General features: G+C 45.5%; 12 protein-coding genes. 9 read left to right on the top strand and 3 right to left on the bottom strand.

Going from position 1 to position 15,124, the window contains the following annotated elements:
- The first annotated feature begins 292 nt into the window (after positions 1-292).
- The 5 genes from K1I80_RS07635 to K1I80_RS07615 all read left to right on the top strand — a co-directional run bounded on the left by K1I80_RS07635 (position 293) and on the right by K1I80_RS07615 (position 9,327).
- Positions 293-4,813 (top strand): S8 family serine peptidase, encoded by a 4,521-nt coding sequence (locus K1I80_RS07635; protein WP_223313459.1) that lies wholly within the window; start codon positions 293-295, stop codon positions 4,811-4,813.
- A 313-nt stretch (positions 4,814-5,126) separates the two neighbouring features.
- Positions 5,127-5,888 carry an elongation factor Tu gene (locus K1I80_RS07630; protein ID WP_223312659.1) on the top strand — a complete coding sequence of 254 codons (762 nt, stop codon included), beginning with the start codon at positions 5,127-5,129 and terminating at the stop codon, positions 5,886-5,888.
- 199 nt (positions 5,889-6,087) lie between these two features.
- A complete protein-coding gene (gene glyQ / locus K1I80_RS07625) occupies positions 6,088-7,005 on the top strand; it encodes a glycine--tRNA ligase subunit alpha (RefSeq protein ID WP_002911276.1) in 918 nt (305 codons plus the stop codon).
- Between the two features lie 2 nt (positions 7,006-7,007).
- On the top strand, positions 7,008-9,047 hold the full coding sequence (gene glyS, locus K1I80_RS07620) for a glycine--tRNA ligase subunit beta (RefSeq protein ID WP_223313458.1): 2,040 nt from the start codon (positions 7,008-7,010) through the stop codon (positions 9,045-9,047).
- 22 nt (positions 9,048-9,069) lie between these two features.
- Positions 9,070-9,327 (top strand): DUF896 family protein, encoded by a 258-nt coding sequence (locus K1I80_RS07615; protein ID WP_223313457.1) that lies wholly within the window; start codon positions 9,070-9,072, stop codon positions 9,325-9,327.
- 56 nt (positions 9,328-9,383) lie between these two features.
- Here K1I80_RS07615 and K1I80_RS07610 read toward each other — a convergent pair whose 3' ends face one another.
- Genes K1I80_RS07610 through K1I80_RS07600 form a run of 3 tightly spaced genes read right to left on the bottom strand, consistent with a single transcriptional unit; the run spans position 9,384 to position 10,362 of the window.
- A complete protein-coding gene (locus tag K1I80_RS07610; RefSeq protein ID WP_002908960.1) occupies positions 9,384-9,560 on the bottom strand; it encodes a hypothetical protein in 177 nt (58 codons plus the stop codon).
- On the bottom strand, positions 9,557-10,099 hold the full coding sequence (locus K1I80_RS07605; RefSeq protein WP_223313456.1) for a DUF3278 domain-containing protein: 543 nt from the start codon (positions 10,097-10,099) through the stop codon (positions 9,557-9,559). The genes K1I80_RS07610 and K1I80_RS07605 overlap by 4 nt, the downstream gene beginning before the upstream one ends.
- A gap of 47 nt (positions 10,100-10,146) precedes the next feature.
- Entirely contained in the window at positions 10,147-10,362 is a 216-nt protein-coding gene (locus tag K1I80_RS07600) for a helix-turn-helix transcriptional regulator (RefSeq protein ID WP_002903294.1), read from the bottom strand.
- A 200-nt stretch (positions 10,363-10,562) separates the two neighbouring features.
- Between K1I80_RS07600 and rsmH the strand changes: the two genes are divergently transcribed.
- From rsmH to mraY, 4 genes are read left to right on the top strand one after another with little or no spacing between them, the layout of a single operon-like run.
- The gene (rsmH, locus tag K1I80_RS07595; RefSeq protein ID WP_223311765.1) at positions 10,563-11,513 is read left to right on the top strand and encodes a 16S rRNA (cytosine(1402)-N(4))-methyltransferase RsmH; all 951 of its coding nucleotides are present in this window, start codon (positions 10,563-10,565) and stop codon (positions 11,511-11,513) included.
- Between the two features lie 7 nt (positions 11,514-11,520).
- On the top strand, positions 11,521-11,844 hold the full coding sequence (ftsL, locus tag K1I80_RS07590) for a cell division protein FtsL (RefSeq protein WP_002893529.1): 324 nt from the start codon (positions 11,521-11,523) through the stop codon (positions 11,842-11,844).
- A complete protein-coding gene (gene pbp2x / locus K1I80_RS07585) occupies positions 11,834-14,122 on the top strand; it encodes a penicillin-binding protein PBP2X (RefSeq protein ID WP_223311764.1) in 2,289 nt (762 codons plus the stop codon). Before ftsL ends, pbp2x begins: the two co-directional genes overlap by 11 nt.
- 1 nt (position 14,123) lies before the next feature.
- On the top strand, positions 14,124-15,107 hold the full coding sequence (gene mraY / locus K1I80_RS07580; RefSeq protein WP_223311763.1) for a phospho-N-acetylmuramoyl-pentapeptide-transferase: 984 nt from the start codon (positions 14,124-14,126) through the stop codon (positions 15,105-15,107).
- Positions 15,108-15,124: the final 17 nt, after the last annotated feature.

Below are 15,124 nucleotides of genomic sequence, written 5' to 3'. Positions count from 1 at the left end.
ACTAGAGAAGTTTTTGGCTAAGTTTGAGAAATAATATTTTATAAACATCCTATCACAAACCAATCAAACTGGTGCATTCTGCGCTAGTTCTGATTGGTTTTTTCTTATTTCCGGATGTTAAACTGTATTTGTTCTGTATTTCAAATAAATAGAGACTTGAAACTTCATTATATAGTTTTTCTTGACTATAACGTTCGTCATTATTACGTTTTTGTTACATTTGTTAGGAGCGTATGAATTGTCAGAAAATTTTTATTATAATATGGTTTATAAATAAAGTAAGGAGACTTCTATGCAAAGACAACGTTTTTCACTCCGTAAATACAAGTTCGGTTTGGCTTCTGTTCTGCTGGGAACTGCTCTGGTTTTTGGTGCTGGACAGGCTCAGGCAGATGAGCAGGCGGCAGCTAGTTCATCAGGGCAAGGCCAGCCGACTGCCACTGTGGTATCAGCGACTGAGCCTGCTTCTCAAGTAGCTAGACCTGAGAGTCAGCCGGCAACTCCAGCTACTGTGGAGAAAGCAGCACCAGCTTCTTCTGAATCGGCTGCTTCAAGTACAGAGCAGGCAAGCCAGCCTTCTACGGCAGAGGCTAAGGAAGCAGCTGCAGCTCCTGTAGAGAAAGGAGCGACTTCTTCATCCGAAGAGGCTTCTTCAAGTGCTGAGAAGGTAACTCAGCCATCTACCACAGAGACCAAGCCAACATCTCCAGCTAGTCCGACAGCAGAGTCTCCGTCAGCCGCAGATTCAGAAAAGCCTGCTGCTAATCCTGATGCAGTAGCAGAGTCACCAACTTCTCGCGATGCTAAGCCAAGCAGCATCAGTACCAATGAGATTATTAAGGTTCCTCAAACCTGGTCTCAAGGCTACAAAGGTCAAGGCCGTGTGGTAGCCATTATCGACTCAGGTCTGGATGTCCATCATGAGGTTTTGAAGATTTCTGACCCATCAAAGGCCAAGTATCAGACAGAGGCAGCTTTGGAAGAGGCTAAGAAAAAGGCTGGTATTGACTACGGGAAGTGGTACAACAGTAAGGTTGTCTATGCCTATAACTATATCGACGGTGATAACAATATCAAGGAAAAGAACAGTTACTCGCATGGTATGCACGTAACAGGGATTACAGCGGGAAATCCCAACAAGAAAGCTCCTAATGATGAGTATGTCTATGGTGTTGCGCCAGAAGCACAAGTTATGTTTATGCGGGTCTTCTCAGACCGTCAACGCACAACAAGCGACGCTATCTATATCAAAGCCATTGATGATGCAGTAGCTCTGGGAGCTGATACCATCAATATGAGTCTAGGCTCAGCAACAGGTTCGACGGTTGATGTCAGCCCTAGTTTGCAGGCCGCTATTGAGCGTGCTCGAGCCAAGGGAGTGAGTGTGATCATTGCGGCGGGTAATGATAACACCTTCGGAAGTGAATACTCTAAACCGCTGGTTGAAAATCCAGACTATGGTCTAGTTGGCAATCCTTCAACAGCAGAAAGCTCTATCTCAGTCGCCTCTGTCAATAACACTGTTCTGACAGAGGAAGTCATGGAAGTTCGTGGTCTGGAAAAGAACGACAAGCTCCTGAACGGTCATTTCAGCTACTCTATGGGTGAGACAAATGCAACCTTTGAAAAGGGCAAAGAATATGAGTATGTCCATGTTGGTCTTGGCCGTGAAGAGGACTTTGCTGGTAAGGATCTGACAGGGAAGCTGGCCCTTATCCAGCGTGGTTCCTTTACCTTTGCTGAAAAAGTCAGAAATGCTATCAGCCATGGTGCTGTTGGTGCTCTGATCTACAATAATGTTGACGGAGCTAACCTGACTATGAGCCTGGACAGTGAATCTAAAAAGGTTCCGTCAGCCTTTATCAGTAAGGAATATGGAGAGGCTTTAGCAGCTGGTAATTACAAGGTGGTCTTTAATGGTCTTAAGGTCAATCGGCCGCATCCAGGGGCAGGTAGTCTGTCTGACTTCTCTAGTTGGGGCGTAACGACAGATGGTTTGCTCAAGCCAGATGTGACAGCACCAGGTGGCGATATTTACTCTTCGCTTAATGACAATACCTATGGCTCTATGAAGGGAACCAGTATGGCTACGCCTCATGTGGCTGGTGTGGCGGCTCTGGTCAAGGAATATCTCCTTCAGCACTATCCAGACTTAACACCTGCCCAGAATGCCGATTTGGTCAAAGCCCTCATCATGTCTACAGCCAAGCTGCACGTCAACAAGGAAACTGGTGTCTATACTTCTCCGCGTCAGCAGGGTGCTGGTATCGTGGATACGGCAGCGGCTATTTCTACTGGTCTCTATGTGACAGGTGATAACCAATATCCTAGCGTTTCCTTGGGTAATGTTCAAGACAGTTTCACTTTTGATGTTACGGTTCATAATATCACGGATAAGGACCGGACGCTGAAGATGATTGTCAATACCAACACGGATGCGGTCAAGGATGGCTACTTTACCCTGACACCTCGCAAACTAACCGAAACAGTCTGGCCTGAAGTTACTGTCAAGGCTCACAGCAGCCAGAAAGTGACGGTCAAGGTAAATACTGCTAAGTTTGCGGAAGAGCTGCTCAAGCAGATGCCGAATGGCTATTTCCTAGAAGGCTTTGTCCGCTTTGTCGATCCAGCGGATGACGGCGATGTGGTTAGTTTGCCATTTATGGGCTTCCGTGGGCAATTCCAAGATTTGCCAGCTGTAGAAAGACCAATCTATGATTTGGTCCAAGAAGGTAAGTCAGGCTTCTATTACCCAGTACCAGAGGACAAGAGTATCCTGTCTGATGACAATGTATCTTCCCTTGTGACGGAGTCAAATGATACACTCTACTCTACCGATCGAACAGCTGCTCGCAGTTCAATTGTACTGGGAACTGCAGAAAATGCGGATGGTAAGCATGTGCTGCAGCTGGGAGCGGATGGCAAGATTCGTCTAGCCTTCTCACCTAATGGTGATGGCAATCAAGATAGCATCCAGTATCGGACAGTTCTCTATCGCAATATCAATAATCTGACGGCTAGTGTTTATACGGCAGATGATACAGACTATCGCTTCCCAATCTGGCAGAGCAGCACGATTAGAGAAGGCCGCAAGAACTATTATAGTGGTCAGTCAGACAATCCTAAGTCCTACCTACTAGAAGATACATACTGGGATGGTCGTGATAGCAAGGGTGAGAAGCTGGAAGATGGCCTCTATACCTATGTGGTTCGCTATACACCAGATGTACCAGGTGCTAAAGAGCAGCAGATTACCTTTAAGCTGCAGATCGATACCCAGAAGCCTTTGATTAGCTCAGGCTATATCAGTATCAAGGATGGTGCGGAAACCTTTACGGCTCGCAAGCCAAAAGATGTTGGCAACGGCGGTATTTTGAGAGAGCAGGTCTTCTATCTTCAAGCAGATGAAAAAGGGAAAGAGACCTATAAAGCCGTGGATGATTTTGGCATTGAGCGTGATTACGAACGTCGAGTTTACATCTCAGCCAATGCGGATGGCAGCTACACCTTGCCAAAAGGAGTGGACAAATCTAAGATTTTCTATGTGGTAGAGGACTATGCGGGCAACCGTGATGCCATAGCTCTGTCAGAACTAGTCAGTGCTGAAAATGATGGTCGTATCCGTGTCGCTCTGGTAGATGCTAACACGCATCAAGGTGTATCGTCGACCTTTGTCTATCGAATCAAGGATAGCAAGGGCAAGTATGTCGAACTGGACAAGGGCAAGCAAATCAACGCTCTGCCATTTGGCCGCTATACAGCAGAGATCTTTACTTATGATAAGGAAGGGCTTCGTTTCTACAGCGATCTGACTCAGGAGTTTGAGCTGACAGCCCAAGATAGCTTTAAGACGATTGAGTTTCTAGTCAAGAAGCTGGTCTTTGCACCGGTCAGCGTTGCCTTTGATCAAGCTGTTCCGAAGAATACCCAAGTGGTTCTCAAGAATAACAATGGCGATGCCTATACACTTCCAGCAGAACTGTTTGGCAAGCATGCCTTTGGAAGATCCGTAGCAGCTGGATTCTACTCTGTCTTTGTCAACCTGCCGACTGGCTACGAGCTCTGGGAAAATGAGCCGACTGTCGAGGTCAAAGAAGGCAAGAATAATCTGTTGAAGCTGGGAGTTATCGTCAAGTCAGGCTTGTTGGCAGCTGTCAATCAGCAGTCTAGTCTAATCGGCACTGCTCAGTATTACAATGCTTCTGCAGCGAAGCGCACAGCCTACGACCAAGCATATCAAGCAGCCAAGGAAGCTTTGACAAGCAAACTGACCCAGGCACAAGTTGATGACGTCAGAGGTAAGCTAGAAACAGCATCTGCTGATCTAGACGGCAAGGACTCTGATATTGCTGCGGTTAAGGCGGCTGTGGAAGCTTATGCAGCTACTACTAAGACAGGAGCTTATGCCAATGCTAAGGATAGGACTCGCCGTGCTTATGACAAGGCCTTCCAAGCAGTGTCTCTGCTCTTGGTGCAGGACAAGGTGACCCAGGAGCAAATCGATACTGCCCTAGCTCAGCTGACTACAGCAGAGAAGAAGTTGGATGGCAAGGCGACTAACTTTACTAATCTCAAGAAGCTAGTCGATGATGAGGTACATTACCAAGCCATCAGCAATAAGTTTATCTATGCTACTGACGCGGTTAAGGCGGCTTATCTAGAGGCTTATACACAGGCTAAGGAAGTTTTGGCTAATCCAGGTGCCAGCCAGGAAGATGTCAAAGAAGCCATTGCCAATCTCAGAGCAGCCAAGAGAAAACTTGATGGCAGAAAGCCAAGAGTTGCGAGACCGAAAAAACCTAAACAAGTCTAATTGGTTTTCAAGTGAGTTAAAATCCCTTAAGTTGAAACTTGAGGGATTTTTCGATAAGTATTTTACATTAGGTCTATTTTCTGCTATAATCTTTTTTAGAAAGAATTCTCATTGTCTACTTTTTAGCGAGTTCGGGATAGTGTGAGCCGGATAGGGAAGCAGTGCAGATGGCGCTTTCGGTTATAATTTTTAAAGTAATGAAGTAATAAATTAGGGTGGAACCGCGTCTTGACGCCCCTAGGTTGAAGAGCCTAGGACTGTCGGATGTGGTTCTTTTGCTTACTGAGTCTATTGTTCGAAAGAAAGGAGATTCGTGGAGAACCTTTATCTTGTAAAAGACGAGAGCCAATTAGCAGCTTTTCGAGATTTCGTCGCAAAGAATTCCGCAAAGTTGCAGGCTTATCTAACATTTTTAAAAGACGAGTTTGCGGTTTATGACTTGCCGCAAGCCATCATTTGGTCCGATTTTGATTCTGCTACGCAAATCATTCGGGAAATTCCTGTACCAGCCTATACAAATGATAGGCGGATGGTTATGACTCCCGAATTGACGGTTTGGAAAGATTTGTATCTTCTTCAGTTGGAGAATTACGAGTCCTCTCACCAAACTCAAGCAATAGCCAACCACTATCAGTCTTTGTCTGAAAATTCTCTCTTGCAGATTGTGGGCCATGAGTTAGCTCATTGGTCGGAGCATTTTTCAGATGACTTTGATGGATACGGTGCCTATATCTGGTTTGAAGAAGGGATGGCTGAGTATATTAGTCGCAAGTATTTCTTTACAGATGAGGAATTTCGAGTGGAAAAAGCTTGTAATCAGTCTCTCGTAAAGCTCTTTCAGAAAAAGCACGGTTGGCACTCATTGAATGATTTCGGCACTTCGACTTATCAAGGGAATTATGCTAGTATTTTTTATGAATACTGGCGCAGTTTTTTGACAGTCGACAAGCTAGTAGAAAATCTAGGCAGTGTGCAAGCGGTCTTTGATTCTTATCATCGGTGGGCAAATACAGATAAAACACTTCCCTTGTTGGATTGGTTCATACAGCAGAAAATAATAGACAAAGAGATATAAACAAACTAAAGGAGTAAAAAATGTCCAAGAAACTTACCTTTCACCTCGCCAAAGTCAATTGCGAACCTAAAGGTTCGATTGACTAACGACAACCGCTATGGGCGGTTTGTCTAGGCGATGTACTAGCTTTTCAAAAAGGAAATAATCGTTCCCTTTTGAAAAGCTTCGCAAGAATCTTAACAAACTAAAGGAGTAAAAAATGTCTAAAAAGTTAACATTTCAAGAAATTATCTTGACTTTACAGCAGTTCTGGAATGACCAGGGGTGTATGCTCATGCAGGCTTATGATAATGAGAAGGGGGCGGGAACGATGAGTCCCTATACTTTCCTGCGGGCTATTGGGCCAGAGCCTTGGAATGCGGCTTACGTAGAGCCTTCTCGTCGGCCAGCAGATGGCCGCTATGGAGAAAATCCGAACCGTCTTTATCAGCACCATCAATTTCAGGTGGTCATGAAGCCATCTCCAAGCAATATTCAAGAGCTTTATTTGCAGTCTTTGGAGCTCTTGGGCATCAATCCATTGGAGCACGATATCCGCTTTGTCGAGGATAACTGGGAAAACCCGTCAACTGGCTCTGCTGGTCTGGGCTGGGAAGTTTGGCTGGATGGTATGGAAATTACTCAGTTCACCTACTTCCAGCAGGTCGGAGGTCTGCCAACTCAACCGGTGACAGCTGAGGTGACTTATGGTCTGGAGCGTCTGGCTTCTTATATCCAAGAAGTGGACTCTGTATATGACATTGAGTGGGCTGATGGAGTTAAGTACGGCGAAATTTTCACTCATCCTGAGTATGAACATTCCAAGTACAGCTTTGAGGTCAGCGATCAAGACTTGCTCTTGGGGAATTTTGAGAGGTTTGAAGCAGAAGCTAAGCGCTGTCTGGACGAGCATCTGGTGCATCCAGCCTATGACTATGTTCTCAAATGCTCGCATACCTTTAACCTCTTGGATGCACGTGGAGCTGTATCTGTGACAGAGCGGGCTGGTTATATCGCCCGTATTCGTAATCTGGCCCGTGTCGTGGCCAAGACCTTTGTGGCTGAGCGCAAGCGTCTGGGTTATCCGCTTTTGGATGCAGAGACTCGCGAGAAACTCTTGGCAGAGGAGGGAGAATAATCATGGTAAAAAATTTATTAGTTGAATTAGGCTTGGAGGAAATGCCAGCCTATGTCGTGACACCGAGCATGAAGCAGTTGCGCGACAAGATGGGAGCCTTCCTGACAGACCATCGTTTGACCTTTGAGAAAATTGAAATGTTCTCAACGCCTCGTCGTCTGGCGGTGCGCGTGGTTGGCTTGGCGGACAAGCAGTCTGATTTGACCGAAGATTTCAAAGGCCCTTCTAAGAAAATTGCTCTGGATGCAGATGGCAACTTTACCAAGGCTGCAGAAGGCTTTGTCCGTGGCAAGGGCTTGACGGTTGAGGACATTACTTTCCGTGAAATCAAAGGGGAAGAATACGTCTATGTGACCAAGGAAGAAATCGGCCGCCCGGTAGAGGAGATCATCCCAGAGGTGACAGAAGTTCTGCAAGCCCTGACCTTCCCTGTCAGCATGCACTGGGCCAACAACACTTTTGAATATATCCGTCCGGTCCATACTTTGACTGTGCTCTTAGATGAGCAGGCCTTTGATTTGAATTTCTTGGACATCAAGAGCGGCCGTACTAGCCGTGGACATCGCTTCTTGGGCAAAGAGACGGAGATTTCTTCAGCGGATTCTTATGCAGATGACCTACGGGCTCAGTTTGTCATTGCCAGTCCTCTTGAGCGGGGAGATATGATTGTCGAGCAGATTCGAGCACTGGAAGAGGAGCACGGGGTTTCTATAGAGATTGACGAAGACTTGCTCAATGAAGTGTTGAATCTGGTAGAATATCCAACTGCTTTCTTGGGTAATTTTGATGCTAAATACTTAGAGGTGCCAGAAGAAGTCTTGGTAACTTCCATGAAAGAGCATCAGCGTTACTTTGTTGTGCGCGATGTTGAAGGCAAGCTTTTGCCTCACTTTATCTCTGTCCGCAACGGAAATGCAGAGCACTTAGAAAATGTCATCAAGGGAAATGAGAAGGTCTTGGTGGCTCGTCTGGAAGATGGGGAATTCTTCTGGCGGGAAGATCAAAAACTAGCTATTGCCGACTTGGTTGAAAAGCTGAGCAATGTGACCTTCCACGAAAAGATTGGCTCTCTAGCAGAGCACATGGAGCGGACTGGTAAGATTGCTGCTCTCTTGGCGCAAGAAGCAGGATTGGATGCTGATGAGACAGCCGATTTGGCTCGTGCAGCGGCAATTTATAAGTTTGACTTGCTAACTGGTATGGTTGGGGAATTTGATGAGCTGCAAGGTATCATGGGTGAGAAGTATGCTCTTCTGGCTGGTGAGAATGCTGCGGTGGCAGCTGCCATTCGGGAGCACTATATGCCAACTTCGGCCGATGGCGAATTGCCTGACACCAAGGTCGGTGCTGTCTTGGCTCTGGCTGATAAGCTGGATACCATTCTGTCCTTCTTCTCAGTTGGCTTGATTCCGAGCGGTTCCAATGACCCTTATGCTCTGCGCCGTGCGACTCAGGGTGTTGTGCGTATCTTGGACAAGTTTGGCTGGAACATTGACTTGGCTCAGCTTCTTGGTCGACTTTACGAACTCAAGTTTGATAGTCTAAGTTATGACAATCAAGAGGCAGTACTAGACTTCTTCCATGCCCGCGTTGAGAAAATGATGGATCGCAGCATTCCGAAAGACATCGTGACAGCTGTTCTTCAAAGCACTAACTTTGTCGTACGCGATTTGGTAGAAACAGCTGCGCTCCTAGCAGAAAAAGCTCAGGAAGACAACTTTAAGTCGGCAGTGGAAAGCCTGTCGCGGGTATTCAATCTTGCTGAGAAAGCCCAAGGGCAGACAGCTGTCAATTCAGCACTCTTTGAAAATCAAGAGGAAAAAGACTTGGCTGCAGCTATTGAAAAAGTGGAGCTGACATCTGACTTAGCTACCAATTTGGACCAACTCTTTGCCCTCAGTCCAGTTATCGATGCTTTCTTTGACCATACCATGGTCATGGCTGAAGATGAGGCTGTGCGTAACAACCGTCTAGCTCTCCTGTCTTCTTTGACAGCCAAAGCGGGACAAATGGCTCAGTTTAATCAGATTAATACCAAATAAAAGGTAAGAGAGAGGTAGAATCATGGATCCTAAAAAAATTGAACGTATCAATGAACTGGCTAAAAAGAAAAAAGCTGAAGGTCTAACTGCTGAGGAAAAAGTGGAACAAGCCAAGCTTCGTGAAGAGTACATCGAAGGCTACCGTCGTTCTGTTCGCCATCACATCGAAGGCATCAAGGTTGTTGATGAGGATGGCAATGATGTGACGCCTGAAAAATTGCGTCAAGTTCAGCGCGAGAAAGGCCTTCATGGCCGCAGTCTGGATGACCCAGAGTCTTAAGTAAATATAAAAAATCCCTCGCTAGGAAGCTAGAAAGTTCCTGTCGAGGGGTTCTTTTATTCTTGTTTACGTTTTTTCAAAATGCGGAGGACTACATAGATGCAGCTAACGATAATTGCTACATCCAGCCAGAAAATCCACGGCTCTGTAATACGGAAAAAGAAATAAGCAGCGATGGCAATAATGAGGGACAGAATGCCTAGATCCATTTTTTCTTTGAGATTGAGTCTCATAGATCTTCTTCCTCCTTTTTTTGTGCTTGACGAATCTTTCCTTTGGCAATGAAATGCATAATCAGTCCAAATCCAAGGCCTGCAGCTAATCCAGTTATAATGAGTTTAGGTTGAAGTAAAATTTGTAGGATATCTTTCTTTTCCATGACAGCTATCATGATGCCAAAGAGAGGGTAAAAGAGCAGCCAATAGGAGAAACCTGCTTTGAGGCCAGCATGTTTCATGGCTCTTTCTTCTTTTTCATCCTGAAGTCCTAGCTCTAGATTATCAATTCCTTTGCGGCGTGCTTGGATGGCTATATAGACACCGAAGCCGAGGATAAGGATTTCCAGCAAGATAGGATAGGCAACAGCGATAATTTGGGGCCAGCGAAAGGCTAGGGGAAAGGCGATGGCATTGCCAAAAATCAGAATAAAGAAAAGCCAAATGAAGCCTATATTTCCTAGATGCTCAGCCTGTTGGCGCTTTTGCTCGTCCAAAGGTCCGGTAATGCCGTAAAATCGTTTAATCATCTTGTCTGAGAATGTTTCTTTTTTCATTTTTTTGTCCTTTCTTTAGGTATGAATGTTGCTGCAGGGAAAAACTCTTAGTCATCTGATTCTTCATCTGTCAGCTGGGGTTCCCAAAAGAGGGCGTTGAGGTCAGTATCCAGCGCTCTAGCCAGATTGATACAGAGCTCGAGGGTGGGGTTGTATTTGTTGTTTTCAATCATATTGATAGTTTGCCGCGATACTCCGATAGACTTGGCCAACTCTAGCTGAGACATCTTTTTTTCTTTTCGAAATTCCTTGACACGATTCATTACACCCTTCCTTTCTAATTCTATAACTGATAACTTCCAGTCAGTTTGTCAGTTATATTTGACTTTTATTTTATGCTAGTATAATACTTTTTGGAAAAAGTGTCAAGTATATATGACAAAAAATTTAAAAAAGGATTTCATCCGCTTACTTTTTCTTTTAAATTTTTTTTTGCTTTTGAATGTGATATAATAAGTAAGATATGACAAACGAATTTCATCACATTACGGTTCTTCTTCATGAAACGGTTGACCAGCTGGCGGTTAAGCCTGACGGCATCTATGTCGATGCGACCCTTGGCGGTGCTGGTCACAGCGAATATCTTTTGAGCCAGCTCGGAGATGAGGGGCATCTCTATGCCTTTGATCAGGACCAGACGGCTATTGACAATGCTAAAAAGCGTTTGGCTCCTTATGTAGAGCGGGGGATGGTGACCTTTATCAAGGACAATTTCCGCCACCTCAAGAGCCGTTTGCAAGAAGCCGGTGTGGAAGAAATTGATGGGATTTGTTATGATTTAGGCGTTTCCAGCCCTCAGCTGGATCAGCGTGAGCGTGGTTTTTCCTATAAACAGGATGCGCCTTTGGATATGCGCATGAACCGCGAGGCAGCCTTGACAGCTTTTGAGGTTGTCAATCATTATAGCTATCAGGATTTGGTACGAATCTTTTTTAAATACGGCGAAGATAAGTTTTCTAAGCAGATTGCTCGCAAGATTGAGCAGGCTAGAAGTATCAAGCCTATTGAAACAACGACAGAATTGGCTGAAATTATCAAGTCAGCTAAGCCAGCTAAGGAGCTGAAGAAGAAAGGCCACCCGGCCAAGCAGATTTTTCAAGCTATTCGGATTGAAGTCAATGATGAATTGGGCGCAGCGGATGAGTCTATTCAGCAGGCCATTGATCTGCTAGCGGTGGACGGCCGGATTGCGGTCATTACTTTTCATTCGTTGGAAGATCGTCTGACCAAGCAGCTTTTCAAGGAGGCGTCAACAGTAGATGTTCCTAAGGGCCTGCCCTTCATCCCTGATGAACTGCAGCCTAAGCTGGAGCTGGTCAGCTGCAAACCAATTTTACCAAGCAAAGAAGAATTAGAAAGCAATAATCGGGCTCATTCCGCCAAGCTGCGCGTGGCCCGTAAGATACACAAGTGAGGAAGAAATGTCAGAAAAAAGACCAAACCCGCTTCAAGATCAGATGAGAAAATTTTCCCGAGTTGAAAAGGCCTTTTACGGCTCAATCGTTTTAACTGCCATTATTTTAGCAGTCAGCATCGTCTTTATGCAGACCAAGCTATTGCAGGTGGATCGGGATTTGACGGAAGTCAATACACAGATCGAAGCAGAGCAGACAGAGCTGGCCGACATCAAGCAGGAAGTCAATGAACTGACCCGCTATGAAAGGTTGTCCCAGTTAGCCAGCTCTCAGGATATGAAACTCCAGAAGGGAAATCGTAAAACAGTGAGTTCAACGGATGAAGAATAGAATTTTTGAAAAAATTAAAAAATACGCCCTGAAAAATAGGCAAATCCCTGAATACAATCGGCGGCAAGTGGGAAAGAGCATGAGTATCTTAGCTATCTTTCTCTTTTTCGTTTTCTTGATTAATTTTGCCATTATTATTGGGACAGACCAGAAGTTCGGTGTTAATCTATCAAAGGGTGCAGAGGTAGTCCATCAAAAGACGGTTACAGTCGCTGCCCGGCGGGGAACAATCTATGACCGAAATGGAGTTCCCATTGCAGAGGATGCAACGACTTATAATGTCTATGCCATTATTGACAAGAGTTACAAGTCAGCTACCGGCAAGATTCTCTATGTAGAAGAATCCCAGTACGATAAGGTGGCAGAGATTTTCAATCAGTACCTAGAGTTGGATAAGGACTACGTCAAAACCCAGCTGTCGCAGAAAAATCTCAAGCAGGTTTCCTTCGGGGCGCAGGGCAATGGCATTACCTACAGTAATATGAATGCCATGCGGGAAGCCTTTGAAGCTGCTGGTATTGAAGGGATTGACTTTACTACTAGTCCCAACCGCAGTTATAGTAACGGTGTCTTTGCCTCCCAGTTTATCGGTCTTGCCCAGCTGCAGGAGGATAAGGAAGGCAATAAGACGCTGAAAGGGACTTCTGGCATGGAGCAGGCTCTGGATAGGATTCTTGCTGGTCAGAATGGGATTGTGACCTACGAAAAAGACCGAAACGGTAATGTTGTGCCTGGGTCAGAAAAGGTCTCTGTACAGGCAGAGGATGGCAAGGACGTCTATACAACACTGTCAGCTGATTTGCAAACCTACCTAGAAACGCGGATGAACGCCTTTCAGGAAAAAGTCAAAGGTAAGTTTGTCAATGCAACCTTGGTCAGTGCCAAGACCGGCGAAATCCTAGCCACTTCTCAACGGCCGACCTATAATGCAGATACCAAGGAAGGCTTGAATGAGAAAAATCTGGGCAACTGGAACACCATGCTTTACCAAGGCCAGTATGAGCCTGGATCTACTATGAAGGTTATGACCCTGGCTTCAGCTATTGATAATGGCAGCTTTAATCCTCATGATACTTTTGACAGTAGAGAGTACAAGGTTATGGATGCGACCATTCGAGACTGGAACGTCAACATGGGGATTTCAGAAGGGGAAACCCTGACCTTTGCCCAAGGATTTACCTATTCCAGTAATGTCGGAATGACCATTCTGGAGCAGAAGATGGGCAATGACAAGTGGCTGGACTACTTGAGTAAGTTTAAGTTTGGTCTGCCGACCCGCTTTGGGATGGGCAATGAAACCTATGGTTCGCTCCCTGGTGATAACTATGTTACGATTGCCATGAGCTCCTTCGGTCAAGGGATTGGTGTGACACAGGTGCAGATGCTTCGTGCCTTCTCATCTGTAGCCAATGATGGTGTCATGGTGGAGCCTAAGTTTATCAATGCTATCCATGATCCTAAAACCAATACAGCTCGTAAGACTGCGACGGAAATTATCGGAAATCCTGTCTCAGAAAAAGCAGCTCAAACCACTCGGGATTATATGGTTCAAGTCGGAACAGACCCCTACAAAGGAACCCTGAATGTCGGTGGCGAGCCTGTTATTCAAGTGGCTGGTCAGAATGTAGCTGTTAAGTCAGGGACCGCTCAGATCGCTTCTGAAAATGGTTATCTAGAGGGTGAGAATGACTATATCTATTCAGTTGTTGCCATGACGCCGGCAGAAAATCCTGAATTTATCATGTATGTGACAGTTCAGCAGCCTGAGGAAAAATTCCAGCCTATATTCTGGCAGGAAGTGGTCAATCCGGTCTTGGAAGAAGCAGTCGCTCTCAAAGACAGCCTTAATCTGACAACGGAAGCGACTCCGGCTCTTGAAACAGTCACTGAAGAAACCAGTTATAAAATGCCGTCCGTAGAAAAACTGACCAAGCAACTAGGTCTGAAAAATCAAATCAGCCCTGGCGGTCTGGCAGATGAATTGCGCCGTAACCTCGTCCAACCAATTGTACTGGGAACAGGTGGCAAGATTAAAAAAGTATCTGTCAAAGAGGGCAAAAATCTCAAGGCCAATCAGCAGATTTTGATCTTGTCAGATGATTTAGAAAGTCTGCCCGATATGTACGGCTGGACCAAGGCCAATGTCGAACGTTTTGCCAAGTGGCAGGACATCGAAGTCACTTTCAAAGGAGAGGGCTCCAAGGTCGTCAAGCAGAGCGAAAAGACCAATACTTCGCTGAAAAATCTCAAGAAAATAACAATTACAATGGGAGACTAATATGCTTATTGCTCTTATTGCAGGAATCGTAACTTTTATCCTAACTATCATCGGCATTCCTGCCTTTATTCGTTTTTACCATAAGGCTCGTATCACAGGCCAACAGATGCACGAAGATGTTAAGCAGCATCAGGCCAAGGCTGGAACGCCAACCATGGGTGGTACAGTATTTCTCTTGACATCCGTTCTGGCCAGCTTTGTTATAGGTTTGATTTCGCATCAGCTGTCCAACGGCCTCATCATGATTCTTTTTATCTTGGTCCTGTATGGTGTTGTCGGCTTTTTGGACGACTTTCTCAAGGTGTTTCGTAAGATCAACGAGGGTCTAAATCCCAAGCAGAAATTGTTTCTGCAGCTGGTTGGTGGAGTTGTCTTTTACTTCTTTTACAATCAGCACGGAGCTGGCGACCAGCTGAATGTCTTCACCGTTCCTGTCCATCTGGGCTTCCTTTATATCTTTTTCGTACTTTTTTGGCTGATTGGCTTCTCCAATGCTGTCAATCTGACGGATGGAATTGATGGTTTGGCCAGCATTTCTGTAGTCATTAGCTTGGTGGCTTATGCTGTGATTGCTGTTGAGCAGAAGCGTTTTGATATTTTGATTGTCATCATCAGTATGATTGGTGGCTTGCTAGGCTTCTTTGTTTTCAACCATAAGCCTGCTAAAATCTTCATGGGCGATGTAGGAAGTCTGGCTTTGGGCGGTATGCTGGCTGCTATCTCTATTTCCCTTCACCAAGAGTGGACCCTGCTCTTGATTGGTATCGTCTATGTGTTTGAAACGACCTCTGTTATGATGCAGGTGACTTACTTTAAATTGACCGGTGGCAAGCGGATCTTCCGGATGACTCCGGTTCATCACCACTTTGAGTTGGGAGGCCTAACTGGCCACGGCAAGGAGTGGAGCGAGTGGAAAGTCGATTTCTTCTTCTGGGGAATCGGTATCGCGGGCAGTCTTTTGACCCTGGCTATCCTATATCTATAGCAAGAAGCGAGTCTCTG

Source organism: Streptococcus sanguinis (genome assembly GCF_019929225.1).
Classification (GTDB): Bacteria; Bacillota; Bacilli; order Lactobacillales; family Streptococcaceae; genus Streptococcus; species Streptococcus sanguinis_J.
The sequence above is the reverse complement of the archived record's forward strand: the minus strand, read 5'-3'. Positions and strand labels throughout refer to the sequence as shown.

What these genes read in the sequence shown, in the direction of transcription:
- K1I80_RS07635 (WP_223313459.1), top strand. Translation starts at nt 293, where the DNA reads ATGCAAAGACAACGTTTTTCACTCCGTAAATACAAGTTCGGTTTGGCT.
- glyQ (WP_002911276.1), top strand. Translation starts at nt 6,088, where the DNA reads ATGTCTAAAAAGTTAACATTTCAAGAAATTATCTTGACTTTACAGCAG.
- glyS (WP_223313458.1), top strand. Translation starts at nt 7,008, where the DNA reads ATGGTAAAAAATTTATTAGTTGAATTAGGCTTGGAGGAAATGCCAGCC.
- K1I80_RS07615 (WP_223313457.1), top strand. Translation starts at nt 9,070, where the DNA reads ATGGATCCTAAAAAAATTGAACGTATCAATGAACTGGCTAAAAAGAAA.
- K1I80_RS07610 (WP_002908960.1), bottom strand. Translation starts at nt 9,560, where the DNA reads ATGAGACTCAATCTCAAAGAAAAAATGGATCTAGGCATTCTGTCCCTC.
- K1I80_RS07605 (WP_223313456.1), bottom strand. Translation starts at nt 10,099, where the DNA reads ATGAAAAAAGAAACATTCTCAGACAAGATGATTAAACGATTTTACGGC.
- K1I80_RS07600 (WP_002903294.1), bottom strand. Translation starts at nt 10,362, where the DNA reads ATGAATCGTGTCAAGGAATTTCGAAAAGAAAAAAAGATGTCTCAGCTA.
- rsmH (WP_223311765.1), top strand. Translation starts at nt 10,563, where the DNA reads ATGACAAACGAATTTCATCACATTACGGTTCTTCTTCATGAAACGGTT.
- ftsL (WP_002893529.1), top strand. Translation starts at nt 11,521, where the DNA reads ATGTCAGAAAAAAGACCAAACCCGCTTCAAGATCAGATGAGAAAATTT.
- pbp2x (WP_223311764.1), top strand. Translation starts at nt 11,834, where the DNA reads ATGAAGAATAGAATTTTTGAAAAAATTAAAAAATACGCCCTGAAAAAT.
- mraY (WP_223311763.1), top strand. Translation starts at nt 14,124, where the DNA reads ATGCTTATTGCTCTTATTGCAGGAATCGTAACTTTTATCCTAACTATC.